Source organism: Kribbella sp. CCNWLW201, from assembly GCF_037203805.1.
Lineage (GTDB): Bacteria > Actinomycetota > Actinomycetes > Propionibacteriales > Kribbellaceae > Kribbella.
The window spans coordinates 34,067-54,458 of the sequence record NZ_JBBCBQ010000007.1; the positions used below are offsets into that span (position 1 = coordinate 34,067).

General features: G+C 71.8%; 5 protein-coding genes. All 5 read left to right on the forward strand.

Annotated elements, in window-relative coordinates; genetic code table 11:
* Nucleotides 1-12 precede the first annotated feature (12 nt).
* From V9K99_RS26520 to V9K99_RS26540, 5 genes are read left to right on the forward strand one after another with little or no spacing between them, the layout of a single operon-like run.
* A complete protein-coding gene (locus tag V9K99_RS26520; protein ID WP_337324129.1) occupies nt 13-9,915 on the forward strand; it encodes a DUF6603 domain-containing protein in 9,903 nt (3,300 codons plus the stop codon).
* The gene (locus tag V9K99_RS26525; RefSeq protein ID WP_337324128.1) at nt 9,902-11,833 is read left to right on the forward strand and encodes a hypothetical protein; all 1,932 of its coding nucleotides are present in this window, start codon (nt 9,902-9,904) and stop codon (nt 11,831-11,833) included. The genes V9K99_RS26520 and V9K99_RS26525 overlap by 14 nt, the downstream gene beginning before the upstream one ends.
* Complete coding sequence (locus V9K99_RS26530; RefSeq protein ID WP_337324127.1) at nt 11,830-12,801, forward strand: hypothetical protein; 972 nt, start codon at nt 11,830-11,832, stop codon at nt 12,799-12,801. The genes V9K99_RS26525 and V9K99_RS26530 overlap by 4 nt, the downstream gene beginning before the upstream one ends.
* Nucleotides 12,801-16,607 (forward strand): hypothetical protein, encoded by a 3,807-nt coding sequence (locus tag V9K99_RS26535; RefSeq protein WP_337324126.1) that lies wholly within the window; start codon nt 12,801-12,803, stop codon nt 16,605-16,607. The genes V9K99_RS26530 and V9K99_RS26535 overlap by 1 nt, the downstream gene beginning before the upstream one ends.
* Nucleotides 16,604-20,383: a hypothetical protein gene (locus V9K99_RS26540; protein WP_337324125.1), complete on the forward strand. Its 3,780-nt coding sequence runs from the start codon at nt 16,604-16,606 to the stop codon at nt 20,381-20,383. The genes V9K99_RS26535 and V9K99_RS26540 overlap by 4 nt, the downstream gene beginning before the upstream one ends.
* Nucleotides 20,384-20,392 lie beyond the last annotated feature (9 nt).

A 20,392-nucleotide genomic window follows, 5' to 3' on the forward strand; every position in this document is an offset into this window, starting at 1 on the left:
GGGCTGAGACGCATGACCCTGACCGCGGACAGTCTCGACTCCTTCAGCCAACTCGCGAAGGCGATCGGCCTGCTGGACAGCGGCGGGTCGCCGAACGCGTCCTGGTTCGGCGACCCGATCGGCACCACCGGCAACCAGCACGGCCTGCGCCACCTGCTCGCGGACGACGACCAGCGCGCCGCCCTGCTGGCCTTCGTCGACGAGGTGCTGGGGCCACCGGAGCGGGCCGTGCGCACCGGCGAGACCTGGGTGCCACTGTTCGCCGAGTCCGACCCCCGGGTGACGGTGTACGCCGTCGTCTCGGTGGTGTCCGAATTGGTCCACCTTGGCATCGGCGTGGAACACACGACGTCCGGCGGCCCGCCGAACGTGTCCACCCGGATCCAGGTCCCGGTGTTCCGTTTCGTCCGCGGCGACGGTCCGGCGGTGACCGATTCCGGCGGACTGCCGCCGTGGCTCCTGCTGGGCACCGCGGGTGCCCGGGTCGAGATCAGCGTGGACGCGACCTTCACCGACGCCGCGCCACCGCCGGGTGAGGCGGCGCTGGCCGGTGTGTCGGTCGGGCTCGGCATCCCGACCGCAGCCGGCGACAACCTCAGCGTCGAGTTCGAGCTCCGCGGCTTGCAGTTGCCCGGGGCAACGGAACCCCGGACCTTCGGCTTCGACGCGAGCAGCCTGACCGAGCTGGGCTCGGATGTCTTCGACCTGCTGCTCGGGCTGGTCCGGGCCCAGGCTGACGCGCTGAGCGGGATCGACCCGGCGCTGGCGCCGTTCCGGGCGGTGGCCGGGCTGCTCGGCCTGCGGGACGTGACCGGTCTGCCGCCACTCCCCCTGGCCGACCTGCCCAGTCAAGGCGTGTCGGCGCTCGTCGGCTGGGTCGAACAGGTGCTCGCCGCCGACGCCTCGCGGGACGCCTGGCTCGGCCAGCTGGCAGACCTGGTCGGAGGCACCCTGATTCCGGCGGATGACGCCGTCCAGTTCACCTCCGGCCCGGTCACGGTCACTGCCGGCATCCGGGTCCAGCCCGGCGCGGCCGGGCATCCGGTCTTGGTGCCGTGGGTCGAGCTCGGCCTGAACACCCAGGCCGGTGCCCGGGCCCGGCTGGCCGCCGACCTGTTGCGGGCAGACACCGGCACTGGCTCCTGCACCGCGCTGCCCGACCTGCGCGCCGAGGCGGTCTTCGGCGCCGACGCTGGCGGCGCGGCCCTGCTCCCCGGTCCCACACCACATGTCGGCAGCCTGCACACCGGTGTCGCGCTCGATTCGACCGGCCGGCCCGCGTTCGTACTCACCCTGCATGACGTGGATATCACCAGCGGCGGGGCGCATCACGACGTACTCGACCTGTCGTCGCCGTCGGCGGCGCTCGACTCCGCATCCCAGGTGATCGACGCCGCGCTCGCCGATGCGATCGACGCCCTCGGTCCGGCCGGCGTGCTGATCAACCGGCTGCTCGGTCTCGATCCGCCGACGGGCATCCCCGCGCTCAACGTGGCAAATCTGCTGACCGATCCGCTGGCCGCGATCCGCACCTACTGGCGGAATCTCACCGATACCCCGGCCGCCGCTGCGGACGTGCTCGGCCGGCTGCGCGCGCTGGTCACCGACGCCCCCGTCGCGCTGGCGCCGGGATCCGGTACGGCGTCCGACCCGTGGCGACTCGAATTGGTGAGCGGGGTGGAGCTTGACGTCTGGCGGAACGGCGACCAACTGTTTGTCGACCTCGTCGGCATGATCGTCACCCCCGTACTCGGCGAGTACGACGTGACGGCGCTACTCGGCATCATGTTGCTGCGAGCTGACCTGGCTGCCGGCACCGCTGCCTTCGCCGTGGAGGCACACGGCTCGCTCTCGCTGGGTCGGCAGGATGCCCAGCCGGCCCAGCTCGCGCTCGGACCAGTGACGCTACAAGCCGCGGACTTCGCGATCCGGGCCGGCTGGATACCGGGTCGCGGGCTGCGAGCGACCGTCGCCGCCGATCGGCTCGCGGTCGTGGTCGGTGACGACGCTGGGATCCCGCTGCCGCTGCCGGAGCTGGACGCCGACGGCCACCTGGTGCTGCCGACGCCGGATTGGCCCGCACTCGAACGGGCGGCGGCCGCTCTGCTCGCCGAACTGCGGCTGCCGGCGATCGACGCCCTGCTCGACCTGGTCGGCTGGAAGGGCTCGGGAGCACATCTGTCACTGGCCGGCCTGGTTGGCGCCGATCCAGGCGCCGCCCTGCAGGCATGGCTGGCCGACCTGGTCCTCGACTGCGAGCGGATCCGGCTGGGGCTCGGCCCGGTCGCCGCTCTGCTGAGCGGCTTCAGCCGGAGCATCCCGCTGGGCACCGGGTCGGCCCGCAACCCCTTCCGGTGCCCGGTCACTGGCGAGGCCCGCGCGCCCGGGCTGGCGGTCTGGACCGATCCCGGCTGCGCGACCGGATACGAGGATCTGGTCCAGCGGCTCGGCGCACTGACCGGCGGCGAACTCCCGGACCCGGCCGCGATCGCCGGCGTACTGCGTGGCTCCGCGCTGGCACTGCCGGACGTCGCCGACCTGCTGGTCGGGCGGGACTCGCTCGCTGAGGGCCTCGGTCTACTCCTCACCCGCTGGACCGGGACCGACGGCCTGGTCGGCCTCCCGGCAACGATGCCGGACGGCGTGACGACGGTCGAACTGGGCGGGCTCAGCTACGACGAATTGGTGGCGCTGGGCAGTGCGGGGATGCTGATCGCCGACGTGATCGATCCTGCGCCCGCGGCGGTCGTGCACGTAGGGTGCGAGCCGACCTGGGTGAGCGACCTGCGGCCGGCCGGTACCGCGTTCGACCTGACTGGTCCGGACGCGGTCAGCACTCAGACCGTGCCGACCGCTGGCGGCGGTACGTGGTTCGTCCGGTTGCCCACGCCGGAGGCGGCCGCGACAGCGCGGCCGGATCGCGGTGGGGTTGGCGAGCAGGCTGCGCGGTTGGCAGCGGTCCTGGGCGGCCGCACCGACCCGATTGTGCTGATCGGGTACGGCGCCTGCGGTGCGGCCGTGCTGCGCGCCGCGGCGGAGGTGACCGCCGTGACGGACGCCGTGACGGTCGGTACGCCGTGGGCCGGGCTGGCGGTCGACAGCCTGGACACCGGACTCGGTGGCGACGCATTGCAGCTGCTGCGACGGTTGCGGAGGCCGGACCGGCAGCCGTGGCCGGACCGGCTGCTGGCGCAGGAGGCGACACCGCGCGAGCAGGCGTACGGCGTCATCCGCCGGAGCCTGGACATCCTTGCTCCAGGCAACGACCTCCCATCGGCCGGTGCGGAGGCGCGGCGTGCCGGGCTCGCCGTACACGCGGTGTTCGGGAGCCTGGACGACGAGACGCTGAGCCGTGGCCTGGCGGCGTACGTTGCGGATGGCATCGAGGCCCGGATCGCGGCCGCGTCTCCCGGAGTGACTGGCGACACGGCACGAACCGCGTTGCACGCGGGCATCGACGTACCGGTGATCGATCTCGACCTCGGCGGCCTGCTGGTCGGCGTCGGTGCCACTGTGGAGCTGGTCCGGATCGGCCGCGCGACGCCCGGCCCGGGTCTCGACGCATCACTGGTCCGCGGCGTGGTCGTCGACGTACACCTTGGTGTGCACGACGGCTGGCTCGTCGGTGGTCCCGGGTCGTCGAGCACCATCGGCGATCTGCGCTGGATGTCCGCCCGGATCGAGGTGCCGCTCGACGGCCGCCCAGGTGACGCCGAGCTGGTATTGCACGAGGCAACCGGGTTCGGCATCGACCGGGAGCGCTGGGTGGTGCGGGCCGACCCGGGCGGAGCCGCCCCCGACGTACCGGCATTGGACATCACGGTGGCGGTCCCCGAAGTCCGGGTGCTCCTCGCAGAAGTCGTCTCCCGGTTGCGCGCCGCGTCCCCAGACTTGGCTGCTGTGCTCGAGTCGATCGGTCTCAGCCGGGCCGGTGGGCTGGATCCGGACGGCCTGGACCGGCTGTTGCACGACACAGCGGTCACCTTGCGCGGCGCCATCTCCGCGGAAGCGCAGGAGATCGCCACGCGGCTGCGGGCCCTGATCCCGGCCGCTGCCGGAGCCGGTACAGCGCTCAACTGGTCAGTCGGCCCAGCCAGCATCGGCGTCGACCTCGCGGCAGGCACCATCACCGCCGGGCTCGAGGTAACGCCTGTCCAGGTGGACGTGGCACTCAGCCCAGCAGGAGCGACGGCCAGCGCCTCACTGGGCGTCCTGGATCCGCAGGCCGGAGGGCTGCGCTTGCACGCTGGCACCGCACCCACGCCGGCCATCTCGGTCGACTGGGCCGCGCCGGGCGCTGCCACGCGCAGCGTCGCGCTCTTGCCGATACCGGATCCCGCCGCACTCCGCGAGCTGGCCACCGTGGTCCTCCCGGCCGCCACCGCTCAGGGCCTGCTCAGTGCATTCCGCCAACTGGTATCGACTCCAGCGGCTCCGGCTCTCGACGCCGCACTCGACGCGGTGGGCCTGCTCACCCCGGCCGATCCATTGGGTTTCCGGTCTGTCGTCGTACCGATCGGTCTGGTCCAGGACCCGGGCGGCTGGTTGCGGCACGCGGTGGAGTCATGGCGAGCGAATGCCGCCACCAGCGCGGTCGCACTGCTGGAGGCACTCGCGCCGCTGGTCGTGCCGGCCCGCGGATCGGCCGCAGGCTGGCCGATCGCCGACGGGGTGGTCATCGACTACACGGTCGAGCCGGGGAACCGGTTGCGGCTGGTTCTCGATGTGGCGCTCGATGTCGACGCCGGCTCCGGTACGACGGTCACGACACACATCGCCGGCGGTCTACTGATCGGGCCAGACGCGCTGCCGCAGCCGTCGCTGGAGGTCTCGGTCGACGTCGACGGGCGCGGCCTCCGGTTGGTGGTTGCCCCGGGCACCGATCCGTTGGTGCGGCTCAGCCTGTTGCGGCCGCCGGCGGCACCGCTGCAGATCTATCCCGGCGGGCCAGGGCTCGGCGATGCACTGGCGGCGGCCGGCGAGACCGTGCTGCCGATCGTGCTCAACGCGATCGCCGGTCATCGCGACGACGTGGGCACCTCGATGCTCAAGTCCGTCGGTCAGGCGGTGTTCGACCTCGGCGGCGCGCTCGAGCTGCGCGACGGCACGGACTTCACGGCCGGCAGGCTGACGACGTTCGCGCAGAACCCGGCGGCCAGGCTCGCCGCCCGGTTGCCGCAGCTCGTCGCGACCGGAGCCGGAGCGCTCGCCGGCGCCCTCGACCCGGGAGCAACCGTGGTCCGCGCGACGCCCGGCACGGACAAGCTGACACTCGAGTTCGGCGCCGCCCGCAAGGTCAAGCTGGTTCTGGACGCGAGCGGCGCGCTGCCTGCGGTCGAGCTCCAGGCCGACGTCGACATCGACGGTGTCGGCCGGTTCGCGCTGGACCGGCTGCGGCTGTCGACCGCCGGGGTGGACGTCGCGGCACGGCTCGGGCCGATCGTGCTGGACCTCGGCCCGTTCGCGTTGCGGCCGCTGCTGGTGGTCCGGGCGGGCAGCGCGCTCGGATCCGGCCGGATGGTCGGCCTCGGGCTGTCGCTCGACGACGCCGCGGCCAGGTCCGTCGAGTTCCGCTGGGGTCTCGACGCCAACCCGCCGGCGCTGGCCGCTGTCAACCGCTCGGTGAGCGGGGAGACCCTCGGCACCGAGGACGAAGCAGCACAGTGGCTGCTTGCGCTGGCGCTGTCCATTGCGGGCGGAGTGGTCGTCGACAGCCTGCAGAGCGTGCTCAGCGCCAAGGCCAAGGCGACTCTGCAGGGCGTCGTCTTCACTGACAGCCCGGGCAGCACGGAGATCGATCCAGGCCTGGCTCTGGACCTGTTCGATCCGGACTCGTTGCTCGACCGGCTGAAGCGGATGCTGTGGAACGCCGCTCAGGCGCCCGCGCTGTCGATCACCCTGGACGGCCTGGTCACCATCGGCCTGGCGAGCATCGGTACGACGACCAAGCAGCTCGGCGTGAATCTCTCGCTGGCGGCCGGGCAGCGGTTCACCATCGCCGAAGGCGATACCCGGGTGGAGCTCGAGGTGGACGCCAGCTGGGTGAAGCCGGACGTGCCTGCCGGCCTGTCGATCTACGTCCTGTCCGGGACGTCGGCGACGACGCTGGAGATCAGCCCGGCGGTATCGATCGCAGGCCTGGGACTGCGGTTCAGCAAGCTGATGGGGCCGCTGCTGTCGCTCGGTGCGGTGTCGCTGGACGGTATCGCGGTCCACCTGTACGGCGAGGCATCGCCGGCCGGGTTCGGTGGTGGCGTCAACCTCGAGCTGGCCGGACTGGCGTTCTCGCCCGGCGGAGGCTCAGGCGGCAACGGCGTGGCGAACAGCATCCTGAACGACGCCGGCCAGGCGGGACCGGCGAGCCGGCCGGCCTTCTCGCCGTCGATCGCCGTCCAGAAGCACCCCGGTCTCGACCCCTCCGTGTCACTGCGGGCCGGACCGCCGCCCGGGCCGTGGTGGATCGTGATCCAGCGCCAGCTCGGCCCGCTGTACCTGGAGCGGATCGGCTTCGACGCGCAGGAGACCGGCGGCACGGTCAGCCGGATCTCGCTGTTCTTCGACGGCCGGGTCTCCATCTTCGGGCTGACCGCGGCCGTGGACCGGCTGTCGATCAGCTGGACCGGCGGCGACGTCCTGGACATCGACAGCTGGGCCGTCGACCTGATGGGCCTGGCCATCTCGGCCGACCTGTCCGGCATCTCGCTGTCCGGCGGCATCCTCAAGACGATCGGCCCGCCGGACCCCGGCGGCCCGGTGTCGTACGTCGGCATGTTGCTCGGCCGGTTCGGTGTCTACGGCCTGTCCGTGTTCGGCGGCTACACCGACGACGCCGGCAACCCGTCGTTCTTCGTCTTCGGCGGCATCAACGGCCCGATCGGCGGCCCGCCCGCGTTCTTCATCACCGGCCTGGGCGGCGGGCTCGGCATCAACCGCGGGCTGCGGATCCCGGACGATCCGGCCCAGTTCAACACCTTCCCGTTCATCACCGCGCTCGACCCGGCGGCCCAGCCGCCCGACGACCCGATGGACGAGCTGCGCAAGCTGAACGTCTACTTCCCGCCGCAGCGCGGCAACTTCTGGTTCGCCGCCGGGATCAGCTTCAACTCGTTCGCCCTGGTGGACGGGATCGCGGTCGTCGCGGTGTCGTTCGGCGACGGGCTGGAGATCAATCTGCTCGGGCTGGCCCGGATGGCGCTGCCGAGGCCGCAGGCGGCGCTGGTGTCCATCGAGCTCGGCCTGCTCGCCCGGTTCTCCACCCGCGAGGGCGTCTTCATGATCCGCGCGGCACTGACCGAGAACTCCTGGCTGCTCTATCCGGAGGTGCGGCTCACCGGTGGGTTCGCGTTCGCGATCTGGTGGAAGGGGCCGCTGGCCGGGCAGTTCGTGCTGACGCTGGGCGGCTACCACCCGGACTTCCACCGCGACGGCTACCCGGAGGTGCCGCGGCTCGGGCTGATCTGGCGGATCGGCGACGCGATCGTGATCAAGGGCGGCTCGTACTTCGCCCTGACCTCGGAGGCGCTGATGGCCGGCGTCGACGTCGAGGTGACCGCGGACTTCGGCTGGGCCTGGGCGCGGATCGCGTTCGGCGCGCACGGCATCGTCTACTTCGACCCGTTCTGGTTCGAGGTGATGGCGTATGCCCGGATCTCGGCCGGTATCAAGATCGACACCTTCTTCGGCACGATCAGTTTCAGCATCTCGATCGGGGCCCGGATCAAGGTCTGGGGACCGGAGTTCTCCGGCGAAGCGACGCTGGAGATCGGGCCGTGCGAGATCACGGTCGGCTTCGGCAGCGAACGCACGGTCGAGCCGCGCACGCTGAGCTGGGCCGAGTTCGTGGCCAAGTACCTCGAGGACGCCGGCGGCGGCAGCGCCCGCGCGCTGTCGGCCGTCACCGGCAAGGGAACGTTGCCAGCGGCAACGGGCGGCGACCGCGCGGCGCCCAGCTCCGACGGTACGCCGGACCGGCCGTTCGAGGTGTACGCCGAGTTCGAGATCACCGTGGTGACGACGGTGCCGACGTCCCGGATCGACGTGGCCTTGACCAGTGGACCGGTCAACCTGCCGGTGGTCCGCTCCGACGGGCTGCCGGCGACGCTCGGGCTGAAGCCGATGAAGGCGGGCAATCTCAGCTCGACGTTGCGGATCCGGCTCGAACAGCAGAACCCGGCGACCAAGGCGTGGTCCGCGATCCCGGACCGGCTCCGGCTGCTGGGCGCGAACCTGGCGGCAGCACAGCCGCGTCCGGAGGGCAGCTCGTTCGGCCGGGACTCGTACCCGATCGGTGCCTGGGGAGCGCCCGATGCACCAGGCCTGCCGACCGCGCCGCTACCCAAGGGCGACGTGGTCCAGGCCGGCAACCTGGTCCGGCTGGTGGCCGAGGCCGCGATGCCTCCGCCCGGTCCAGAGATCGACTACTACCGGGTCGAGGCCACGCGACGCCCGCTGCCGCTACAAGCCGGCGGCCCGGCCCGCGGCACCCTGCTGGCGACAGCCGACACGGTGCCGGTGCCGGTGGCAACCACTGTGGCCGCCGCCCTGACTGCCGCCAGCGAGAGGCTGTTCGCGGCGTCAGCCGAAACCCTCCCGGAGGGCGTGCTCGCCTCGGGTAAGCGGAGCGCTTTGGCCAGGGCGTCGTACCGCGGCGAGGTCTCGGCCCCGCCGCTGTTCGGCACGCTGGCAGACGGCATGGCGGCGGTGAACGCGGCAGACCCGACGGCGGGGCGGACCGAGCCCGTTCCTGGCCAGAAACCGCGCCCGCTCCGCCCGCCGGTGATCGCCGGGTATCTGGCCGCCGGCAGTCGGGTGGCCCCCCGGGCATCCGGTACGACGGTCTCCGACGGCCGGATCAAGCGGCGTACGGCGCCGACCCTCGACTCGGTCCAAGCCCGGCTGGGGACCCACCTGCCGGTGCGGATGTTGGTCACCGCTCCCCCGTCGGTCGAGCAGGTCGGAACGCTGGCGCTCGAGCGGGTGCCAAGGACCGAAGCGATCGGCACGGTCCGGTCGTACCAACTGGGCTCCAGCGGTCTGACCGGTCTGGTCGGTGGCATCACCGGCGGATTCGCGACCCACGATGCGCGGGCCAAGGCGCCCGCGGAGGGTCGGTTGCTGGCGGCCGGTGAACTGGTCGTTCTGGCCTTGCCGGATGCCGCTGTGGACACTGCGGCCGACCTGCGGCCGGTGCTGCAGCTGGACGGCCAGGCGCGGGTCACGGTACTGCGGGGCGACGGCGAGGTGGTCGTGGACACCGGGACCGAGGCGCTCCGTGGCAAGCTCCGGCTGCCGGTAGGGGCCGCGATGGTCGCCGTACAGGCCGATGGCGTAGTGGCGGGTGGCGACGGGGTGTCGGGCTGGCACGTTCGGTCGCGAGTGTGCTCGCTCGGGTCGCAAGCGGCACTTGCCGACGGGTGCGTGATCACGTCCGACGGCGGCCCGACGGTTCAGGGCACGGTGTGGGTGACAGCGGCGGAGTTGCTGGCCGGAGCAGCGGCGGTACAGACCTGGTTCAGCCGGCCGGTCGGCACCGTGGCGATCGTGCTGGAGGAGGGTGACGCGGATCGCCTCGACGCGGTAGCGCTCGAGCTCGGCGGCGCCAACCGCGCTAAGGATGCCGCAGGCAACGAACTGCCCCCGACCGCGTTGCTGACCGGTGACCAGGCGGTGCTGATCTATCCCGTCGTACCGGAGGCGGCCGGCAAGGTGCCGGTGTCGGTCCGGGTCCGGTCCGGTGGGGACTGGCAGGTCACCGGCGTCCTGGGCGCGGAGTTCGGCATCGACGAGCTGACCCGGGCGGTCGTCCGCGACGGCGTCGTCGCGGTGACCGGCCGGCTCCTCGGCGGCACCGGCAAGGGCTGCCGGCTCAACTGGATCGAGGTCACCAAGAAGGGAGGGCATGATGGCAGTCGGTGAGGGCAAGTTCGTGCTGTACTCGCGGATCGAACCGCCCCTGCAGGCGGGCAACTACCGGTTTCTGGCCAACCAGGACCTGACCGCCACCGGGCACAGCACCAACCAGTTGCCGGTCGCCCAGCTTCCGGCGTACGTCACGGTTCGTTCGCCTCGGTTCACCCTCCCGCCCGACCAGGTGCTGTCCACGTTCCCTCCGGCCGGCAGCGAAGGAGCGTACGGGTCGCGGCTGCCGCAGGTCGTGATCCGTCGCCGGACGCTGCCATGGGAGCGGCTGGTCCAGGAGGGAGTGCCGAGATCCACGCCGTGGCTGGCCCTGGTGCTGATCGCCGAGGGCGAGGCGGAGCTCAAGATGAACGAGCCCGTCGCACAGTGCGTGACGCCCGGCAAAACCCTGCCCGGCAAGGCGGATGTGGAGTTGGGCAACTGTCTGCACATCCGCAGGTCGATGGTGAACAAGATCTTCCCGACCCGGCTGGACGTGCCACTGCTGGCACACGCCCGTGAGGTCGACATCCACGACACCGAACTGTTGATGGGTGACGACGACGGCTTCCTCGCCGTGGTGATCTCCAACCGACTGCCGCTGCCCGGAAAGGATGCCGACGGCAACGCTGCGCCGGTGAAGTACCTGGCCTGCCTGGTCAATCTGGAAGGTCAGTTCAACGATCTGATCGAGCGCGCTCCCGAGCCCTCCCTGTTCACCGTCCAGCCGGTCAAGGCCGCTCAGGTCTTGGCCAACCAGGCGTCGTGGGACCACACCAAGATGGGTCTGACGCCGTACGGAGTCCTCCCTGGTGGCGCCATCGGCGGGCAGCCCGCGGCCGAGGAGCGGGCGGTCGGCAGCACGTTCGGCTCGGTCACCGCCGTGCCGAACACCGGCACCGCGGCGGTCAAGTCCGCGCAGCAGGCGGGCTGGTCGGCCACGGCCGGGAAGCACGGCGGCGATGTGTACGTCGAGATGGCTCGTGACTTCATCGAGGCGACGGTCGGGGCCGTCAAAGGGCAGCCGCTCGACCCGATCCTGCGGTTCCCGGTGCTGCTGCACTGGAGCTTCACCTCGCACGGCAGCGTCACCTTCCGATCGCTGATGGAAGGGCTCGATTCAGGCCTGCTCGGCACCGTGCCCGAGGAACCGGACGAGTCCGGCCGGTCGCCAATCGAGGTGGTCGAGACCGGGCACACCGGACTGGCCCACCGAACCCGGCGCGGCGACCCGGTGCGGTGCTGGTACCGCGGACCGTTCGTGCCGCACCCGACAACGGACCCGCCGGGCGGCCGGCTGCCGCTCGCGCACTCCGCTGACCAGATGCGGATCATCATCCCGGACGGGCGGGAGGACATCTCGATCGCCGCCGCGTTCGAGATCGGCCGGTTGCTCGCGCTGTCCCGGCCGTCGATGATCGCCGCGCTGATGCGCTGGCGACAGAACGGCTACCAGGTGGCGCGCCGGGGCGCGCTGTGGAGTGACAAGAAAGGCTTCCTCGACTCCGTGCTTGGCGTCGGCCAGGTGCTCGACCGCGACCTGGGCGTCCACCTCGGCCGGGGGCTGGCCGAGTCGGTGATCACCAAGCCGGAGAGCTTCCTCGGCGAGCCGGCGCCGCTGGTCGCGGCCGGCCGGCCCGTGCCGGTCGACGGTACGCCGGAAACCCTGCTGGCGAAGGGATTCGGGCTCTCGGCGGACATCCTGGAAGGTGACGCGGCAGCCATCCTCGACCGGCTCCGCGAGACCCCGGTCCTGCGGCCCGAGTCCGACGTGCGCCCGCAGATCCGGGTCGCTCTGGCGGACACGCTCAACCGTGAGCTCGACCGCTTGGTCACCGACACGCTGGCCTTCACCGCCGGCGAACCGGACGCACTGGAGCAGCTGCTCGACGGGATCGAGGCCGGCGCGGCGGCGGCCGAGGAGGAGGAACGATGAAGGCGGACGGCGTCACGGTGCTGAAGGAGATGCCGCTGGCCCTCAGCCAGTTGCCACCGGTGAAGATCGCCACTGAGGACGACGGTGACGGCGCCATCCCGGCCGAGCTTCGCGAGTGGATGGTGCGGCTGCGGTTGCTGGACGGGGTGCCCTTCGCCTACCTGGTCGCGGACACCGAGTTGCTGCCGCCGGAGTCGATCCGCTGGTTCTACGTCGACCGCCGCTGGACCGATGCGCTGATCCAAGGCGTGCTCGCGGTCGGAACTGTCAACAGCGACGACCGCACCCAGCTCGCCAACCGGTATCCGCAGGTCCGGGCGGAGCTGGACAACGAGGAGCGCAACTTCCGCCGTCGTACCGGCTCCAACCGGTATGCCGGCGAGTCCGGGCCGATCAGCGGCTTCCTGCTCCGCTCGCGAGCGGTCTCCGGCTGGCCGGCGCTGCACGTCCGGGCCTTCAGCATCGACCCCGGCCCGGAGGCCGACCAGGCCCAGATCAAGGAAGACCAGCCCGGCCGGATGCGTCTGCTCCGGCTGGAGCGGCTGGCACCGGCGGTGTTGCTGTGCCTGTTCGACGGGGTACCGAAGGTGGTCCATCTGGAGGAGCCGCGCCAGGGGGTGCAGTTCGGCTTCGATGCCAGCGGTGAGGACGACAACGTGACCGCCACGCTCAAGCCGCGGAACGCGACCACGTTCGAATACTTGCCAGGGGCACCGATCACGGTGCCGTTCCGGGTCGGGACCTCGGGCGTGGTGGACATCCAGCGGCTGGAGCGCAAGCTGAAGGACCGGGTCGGCAGCGGTGCCGCGGATGGGCTGGACAGCTCCGAGTACGCCCTGCAGTTGGTGCGATTCCCGTTCCGGCAGGTGTGGGGAGATCCGGAACCCACCGTGGTGCGGTTCGTCTTCAAACCGACCGTGTCGTACCAGGTGATGGTCGACGACGTGTTCCAGATCGGGGGACCGTGATGCCCGACCCGGAGCAGTTGCGGAAGGCGGTCCTCGACCGGCGGTTCGCCGGACTGGTCCGGGCCGGCACCGAGCTGACCACGATCGGCACCTGGGACCGGCGGCTGTCCCGGCGGACCCGGATCCTGGTTCCGGCCGACGTGCAGGCCTTCGTCGTACCGGCCGGCGGTGGCGAGCCGACGGTCCCGGTGACCGGAGGCGCCGGCGACCCCCAGCCGTTCGACCCCGGCACCGTGCGGGCTGTCGGCGTACACCTGCACTGGGCGATGCCGGACGCGCTGCTCGTCGGCGCGGACAATCCGGCCACCAAGTCGCTCGACCTGCCCCCGCTTCCGGACAGATGGGTCGTGGTCCGGACCCTGCAGCCCGTCGGCGGCCGGCAGGTCCACGTTCGCGGCTGGGTGATCGACGCCCGGATCGGTTCGGTCACCCCGCTGGCGACGTACGCCGGTTCGCCCGACCCGGCTCCGCAGGGCACCCCGGTCCTCGACCCACTCGACGGCGCCGCCGGTGGCTCGCTGCTGTGGACCGCGTCGTACACCGCAAGTAGCGGCCGGTTCGGTTTCCACGACCCGCTGGCCGACCTCACCGAGAAGTACGCGGGTGATCAGGCCGTGTACACCGTGGCCGGCTGGTGGAGCGAACTCGGCCAGGACCCGCTCGGTGCCGCGGCCGGTGCGAAGGCACTGGACGCCCGGCTGGCCAAGCTCGGCTGGTACGTGGTGCACGACGGTGACGACGAAGCGCTGATCGAGGAGGACCCGCGGCTGGTCCGGATGCGGGACCGGATGGGCCTGATCTCACCGAAGGACACTCCCCCGGCCAAGGTCACCGGAGCGGACGCCCGGATCGTGTCCGGCGCGCTGGACGACATCGGGTTCCAGCTGAAGAACCCGGTGAAGATCGCCGACGCGGTCATCGTGATGCCGGCGCTGCCGCGCTACGCGACCCTGGTCCACGGCAGCGTGCTGGGCGTCCCGGTCGGTCCCGCGCTGCCGGCCGCCGACGATCGGCCGCCTCCGGATGCGCTCGGGATCGCGCTCGGACAGGACACCGACGACGTCGTCTCCGCGTTCGGCGCGCAGGTCCTCGGCCTGGACACCGCCCATCGTCGTTCGGCCGAGACCCTGGTCGCGGCCTTCACCAGCGGACTCATCGAGCAGCTCGGCAGCCCGGACGGGTTGGAGGACCTGGCCGAACGCGAACACGGCGACGGCTTCTGGTCCCTGCCCGGGACGCCGCTGCCGGCCGCGAAGACCGACCGCCTGCGGGCCGAGGACACGGCGCCGATGGGACCCCTCACTGTCGGCCGCAAGGGCCGGGCCGCACAACCCGCCGACCGCCTGACGACCAAGCTGGAGTGGGCCGACACCGAGCTCAACCTCAAGGCCACGACCAGGCGCAGCAGCGCGTCCCGCCGTACCGAGGAGACCAAGTTCGCCGCCGCGGGCAAGGCCCTCTCGGAGTCTCGCGAGGTGGTGCGGCCGGCGCCACGGTTCTTCCGGCCACAGTCGCCGATCCTCGCCCTGCGCGGCGCCCGGCCGAGCCATCGACACCACGGCGACGGCCTGTACGACGAGAGCGGGCGGCTGCGGTGCCGCTATCCGCGCGAATGCGTGCCCGAACTCGAGGGCGTCGTCACCGGCGCCGCCGTACTGCCGTCGCTCGGCTCGGGCGCGGTGCCCGACGAGGTCCTCCGGGTGGTGCGGGAGGCGGTGCTGCTGAATCCGTACGGGTACCGCTGGCTGGCCGAGGCCGGCGCGCCGACCCGCACGGTGCTCGACGCGTACCGCACCCGGATCGCCGCCGAGATGGTCCGCTTGTACGGCGTCGACGGCCGGTACGACGGTGGCAGCAAGCTGACCGCATCGAGCCGAAACGAGCGGGCCGCCAAGTCCTGGCAGGCTGTGTCGGCCGCGGATTCGATGGTCGATCGGCAGATCAGCGCAGAGCTGGCCAGGCACGCCCTGGTCAAGGGCACGCCGCCGAGCCCAGTGGCGATCACCACCTGGCGGCAGCCCTGGGTGCCGCTCTGGCTGGAATGGCAGGTCACCCTGGACGGCCGGGACGCGGTCGCGGGCTGGGAGCTCGCTGATCTCGACCTCGAGCCCTCGACCGAAACGCCGGCCAACCCCGGCAACCAGGTGACGACGACGCTGGTCGGCCGCAGCCCGATCGGCCAAGGAGTGTCCCGCGCACTGCACGAGGGCATCAGGCGATGGGTCGACGCGGAGAAGCAACGCGACGCGACCGGCAGCTCGACGCTGCCCACATCCGACCAGAACGCACTGGCCCGGCTCGGTGACCTGATCGCACCGCTCGACCTGGTGTCCGCGACACTGGACGGCATCCGGGAGCAGCTGCTCGGCATCCCGTACGTCGGCGTCCTGGACCGTGGCACCGGCACCGACCCGTTGCCGCAGGCAACCGGTATGCCCTCGCCACTGTACGGCGGCACACTGAAAGTCGACGCGCTCCGGCTGGTCGACGCGTTCGGCCGGGTGCTCGACATCCCCGCAGCGGCGATCAAGGCCACTGCGACCACGCTCGACCTCGAAGTGGCAGGCCTGACCGGCGGGATGCGCCTGCGGCCGCGGATCCAGCACCTGGCGAGATGGCTGTTCCGCCTCGTCGACCCAGGCCAGCTCGCGGGAACCGATCCAGCCGAGTTGCGGGAGGCATTCGTCGACCAGCTCGATCCGGAGGGGGCAGTCAACCCGGTGGCCGGTTTCTTCCTGCCGGACCACATCGACGAAGCCCTGGAAGCGTTCACCGTCGCCGGTTCGCCGATCGGCCAGCTCGGACACGACGCGGTCAGCGGCGCGGTGACCTGGGAGACAGCACCCGGCCGCCCGCTACCGCCGGACGCCGGACCCCTCGCGGACCTGGACGCGCAGGCCCGGATCACCGGGGAGATCGCGGCCGGCCTGGTGCAGGCCGACGCCGCGGCACGGGACCAGGCATCGCCACCGACGACCAGCGCCCTGTCCGCGCTGCTGCGAGCGATCGACACCACGCTGTGGACCGTGGACACCTTCGCTGCAGTCGGTTCGCCGACCGTGGCCGGCTTGGTCGGCCGACCGGTGGCGGTGGTCCGGGCGTCGTTGCGGCTGGACGCGCCGGACGACCTCGACGAGGTCGAGGTGGTCGCGCCTGGAGGCGTGAACGCGCGACGGGCCGCCTTCGAGGCGATGCGCGAGCAACGATTCACGGTCCGGCTCGGCGCGCTCACCCGGGCCGACGACGCCCTTCTCGGCTTCTACCTCGACGACGACTACGCGCATCTGCATCTGGTGGACCGGGTGATCGCAGCGAACGCGATCGACAGCGGCCGGCAGCGAGGTCACCTCGGCCTGTTGGGCAAAGTCACCACGCCGGGTTTCGACCCGCTGTCCCACCCCTACCTGATTCCGGATGGCACCATCACGCTGCGACCTGGCCAAACGGTGCTGCTGACCCTGCTGATGCTGCCGATCGGCCGGGTCCACCTCACCTCGGGCATCTTGCCGCGCAAGCAACTGGCGCTGTCCGACGACTGGGTCACGCCCGGGTTGCGGCGGCTCGTGCCGTCGGTGCGGGTCGGCCCGCTGCTGGTCGACCCGGCCGAGATCCGGTTGCCGCTGGTAACGCTCCTCGGCGACAAGCAGACGTTCACCCGGCGGACCGGGCCGTTGACCTGGCAGGACGACCCGATCATCGCGGCCACCCAGGCGGCGTACCTCCCGCGGCTTCCACACGAGGCTCAGGAGGGCTGGATCCGGGTCACGCCGGCCGAGCAGGACGGCCCGGAAGGAGTCGCCCCGTGACGGAGATGCCCCGGGCCCGGCGTCGTACCGGGCGGGCGGCCGAGCGGCAGGCATTCGTGGCCGGCCGGTCGGGCGAGTACGACGAGGTCGCGCTCACCACCGCCATGGCGGAACGGCTCGAGGCGGAACTCGCGACCGCCGAGGCTGCTGAGACAGATGGTTCGCTGCGCGCCTTCGCGGTCGGCGACGTCAAGCGCTGGGTGCCGATCGGCCCGTCGGTGATCAGGTCCAAGCGCACCGGTGTCTTCCCGGCGGCGTTCCCGCGCGCGACCGGCCGGGTCCGCGACATCGCGGTGAGCAGCGACGGGCGCCGGGCGTATGCGGCGACCGCCAAGGGTGGGCTCTGGTACACCGACGACGGTGGTGCCCTCTGGTCCCCCGTGGGCGGCTGGGCGGACCGGCCGGGAGTGACCGGCGGGGTGCACAACGCGCAGGCTTGCGGGTGCCTTCTGGTGTCGTTCCCTACCCCGCCGGGCTTGTCGTCCGCGGACGACTTCGTGATGGTCGGGACCGGCGAACTGCAGGGCTTCGGCCGGCCGCCGGCCAGGCCCTCGCTGGCGGGCCGCGGTGTCCTCGCAGCCAAGGGACCGGCGTTGACCGCCGGAGGTGGCGGCGACCCGTGGGAGCCGGAGTCCGGTCTCGGTGTCCTCGAAGGACTGGGCGTCTTCGAACTGGCCCGTGACCCGGGCGCGACCGCCGGTACGACCGCTGGCCCGGGTCTCGACCGGGTGGTCGCGGCTACCAGCGGCGGTCTGTTCCTCGGCACCCGAGGCCCGGACGGGCCGCCACACAACGGCAAGTTCACCTGGACCGCCATCCCGGCGCTCGGTTCCTTCATGGGCCTCCCGGCCGGGCAACAGCCGATCGTCACCGATGTCCTGTGGCTCGCCCGTGGCGCGGATCCGGCGGGCCGCATCGTGTGCGCCGTGGCGCGCGGGCTGGAGACACCGACCGGGTTCGCGCCGCTCGGCAGCGGCGTCGCGTTCACCGACGACCTCGGTGCGACCTTCCACTGGGTGGCCAACCTCGACCCGACCGCGGTTCCGACGCCGGCCCGGATCGTCGGCCGGATGAGCTTCGCGAACCCGGACACCGACCGGGTCTACGTGCTCGGCGACCAGCAGCCGGGACTGCCGAACGCGACGGTCGCGAGCCTGTGGTTGATCCCGGCGGCAGCCGCCGCGGCGCCGTCCGCGGACGCGATCGCCGGCGTGCCACCGGTCTGGCGTCGCAACTCCCTCGGCAAGAACCAGCGCGACTACGACCAGTGCATCGCGGTCGATGTGGTCGGCGGTGTGGATCGGGTCTACCTGGGCGGCAACGTGGCTGGATCCGGAGCCTCGGTTTGGTGCCTCGACGTCAGCGTCGGCCCGGCGCTGGTACCAACCGCCGGGGTGTCCAGGACCGGACCGCCGCCGGGCGGCGAGGGCGCGTCGACCGGCGGGCTGGTCGGGGACGACATTCATGCCGACGTGCACATGATCCGCTTCGCCGGCACGCATCCGAACCGGCAGGTGTGGGTCGCCACGGACGGCGGTGTGTTCGTCTCCACGCAGGCCGGCCGGGTCAACACGTTCGCGCCGCGGGCCACCGGCCTGGCCGCACTGGAGGTCAACTTCCTCGCTTCTCATCCGACATCCAGTCACTTCACCGCGATCGGAACCCAGGACAACGGCCGGCACTCCCGCGTCGGCGACGTGGTCTGGCAGGACACCATGGGCGGCGACGGCGGCGGCGTCGCCTTCCATCCGAACCAGTCGCAGATCATCGTGTCGCAGTTCTTCCGGGCCGCCTGGGACGCGGACCCGAGCGCCGGTTTCGCCAACCCACTCGACCAGAATTCGGGCTCGGTGAATCAGATCACCGACCGGGAAAGCGCATTGGCCGCGTTCTACTCCGGCCCGTCCGCGATCCGACGCCCGCCGTCCGGCGCCCGGCTCGCGCTCGGGACCAATCGAGTCTGGCTGACCGACGACTTGGGCATCGGCTTCCCGAACACCTGGAACGTGCTGCCGTATCCAGGCCCCGGACCGGTGACCAACCCCCGGTCCGGCGGCAGCGACGCGCCGGCCAGCCGCAACGTCGGCGTGCCCGGCGGCGCTCCACTGCCGGCGGTGGTGGGTGGCATCGGGCCGCTCGGCGAGGTAATCACCGCGAAGTGGGTGTCGCCGACCGTCGTCCTGGTGGTGTTCGCCAACGGCTTGGTGCGGTGGACGCAGAATCCGGCGGACAGCAAGTGGACCGCCAGGTTACTGGTCGCACCGGCCGGCGTCGTCCTCGCTCCCCCGGTAACCGACGCGCCGGACCCCGCGGTGAGCATGCTCAGCGACGTGGCGCCGGTGCCCGGCACCAACGACTTCTACCTGACGACAGCGCCGCGCTCGGGTGTGGCGGGTCTGGACACCTGCCTGTTCTTCCACGACGCGAGCAGCAGGTTCTTCCAGACCACGCTGCGGGCCCAGCTCGGACCGCTCGATCCGGCGTACGCCGTCGTCGTGGATCCCGAAGCCGTCACCGATCTGTACGTCGGTACCGTCACCGGCGTCTGGCGAGGCGTCCAAGGCGCCGGGCCGCCGGGCGCCGGACTGCCCTGGCCCCACACCTGGACGACCGACGTGAACGGGCTGCCGCAGGCCGCCGTACAGGACCTTGGCATCTGGGTGGATCCGACCGGTGCCGCCGACAGCCCGCGCCTGTTGCGTGCGGCGATTCAGTCACGCGGCGTCTGGGAGCGGGATCTCAAGGCCGCGTCGGAACCCAAGCGGACCTACCTGCGGGTGCACGCCCGGGACGACCGCCGCCGGCTGCCGACTCCAATGGCGAACCCCCGGCTCGCCCCAGTCCGGCCGGACGTGGTGCCGTTCGCCAGCCGGGACATCAGCATCCGGCCGCGCCCGAACCCGGCCACCGCACCGACCTGGCAGCTCGCTTCTGGTGCGACCATCGCCGCCGGCAACGCTCCCGAGTACCAGTTGTGGACGTTCCAGACGGCGTTTCGCTGGATCTACCCGTCCGTCCTGGCCGACGGTCAGTGGTCCGACTCGCTGGGGGCGCTGATCGAGTTCCACCGCAGCACCGCCGCCCCTCTCGGCCGGGTGGAGCCCAAGATCAACAAGACGCTCTGGGACGCTGTGGTCGGCGGCACCCATCTCGACGCCGCCGGAGCGGTCACGGCGAACGCCGCCGACCCGCTGGCGGTGTACCGGCCGCCGTGGCAGTCGCCGCTGGCGATGAGCGCGCCGGCGACCGAGATCGATCTGCTCGAGACCGTCGTCGTACCGCGCACGTTGAGCGACGTCGTCCAGGTGTTCCGGGAACCGAGCGTCGTCGACGTGCTCATCCACCACCGGGACACGACAGTGGTCGCGGCCGGCGACGCTTTCGCGTTGCTGCTCTGGCGATTCGGGACGTCCCGGAGCGGGCTGCTGACCGTGGACGTCTCGCCGATCCCCGGCTACGTCGGCGCGGTGCTGGCCGGAGGCCCGGTGCCCGCCGTGCCAGCCGGCTGGAACCGGGCCTTGACCGGGGCCGGCTCGCCACGGATCCCGTTGCCGGCTCCACTGGACGCCCGGATGCCGCGAGCGGTCCCGATCGACGTCGACCTCTCCGTGGTGCCGGACGGCAACTTCGTGATGTTCCTCGCCATCGCAGGTTCGAACGTCGACCCGTGCAGCACTGCGCCCGTCGGGCTGCCCGCGACGCCCACGCCCGCAGACCTGGTCCGCCGCTGGCCCTACGCGGCGCTGCGTGTAGCCCGAGTCTCCACCCGACGCTGAAGTCGAACA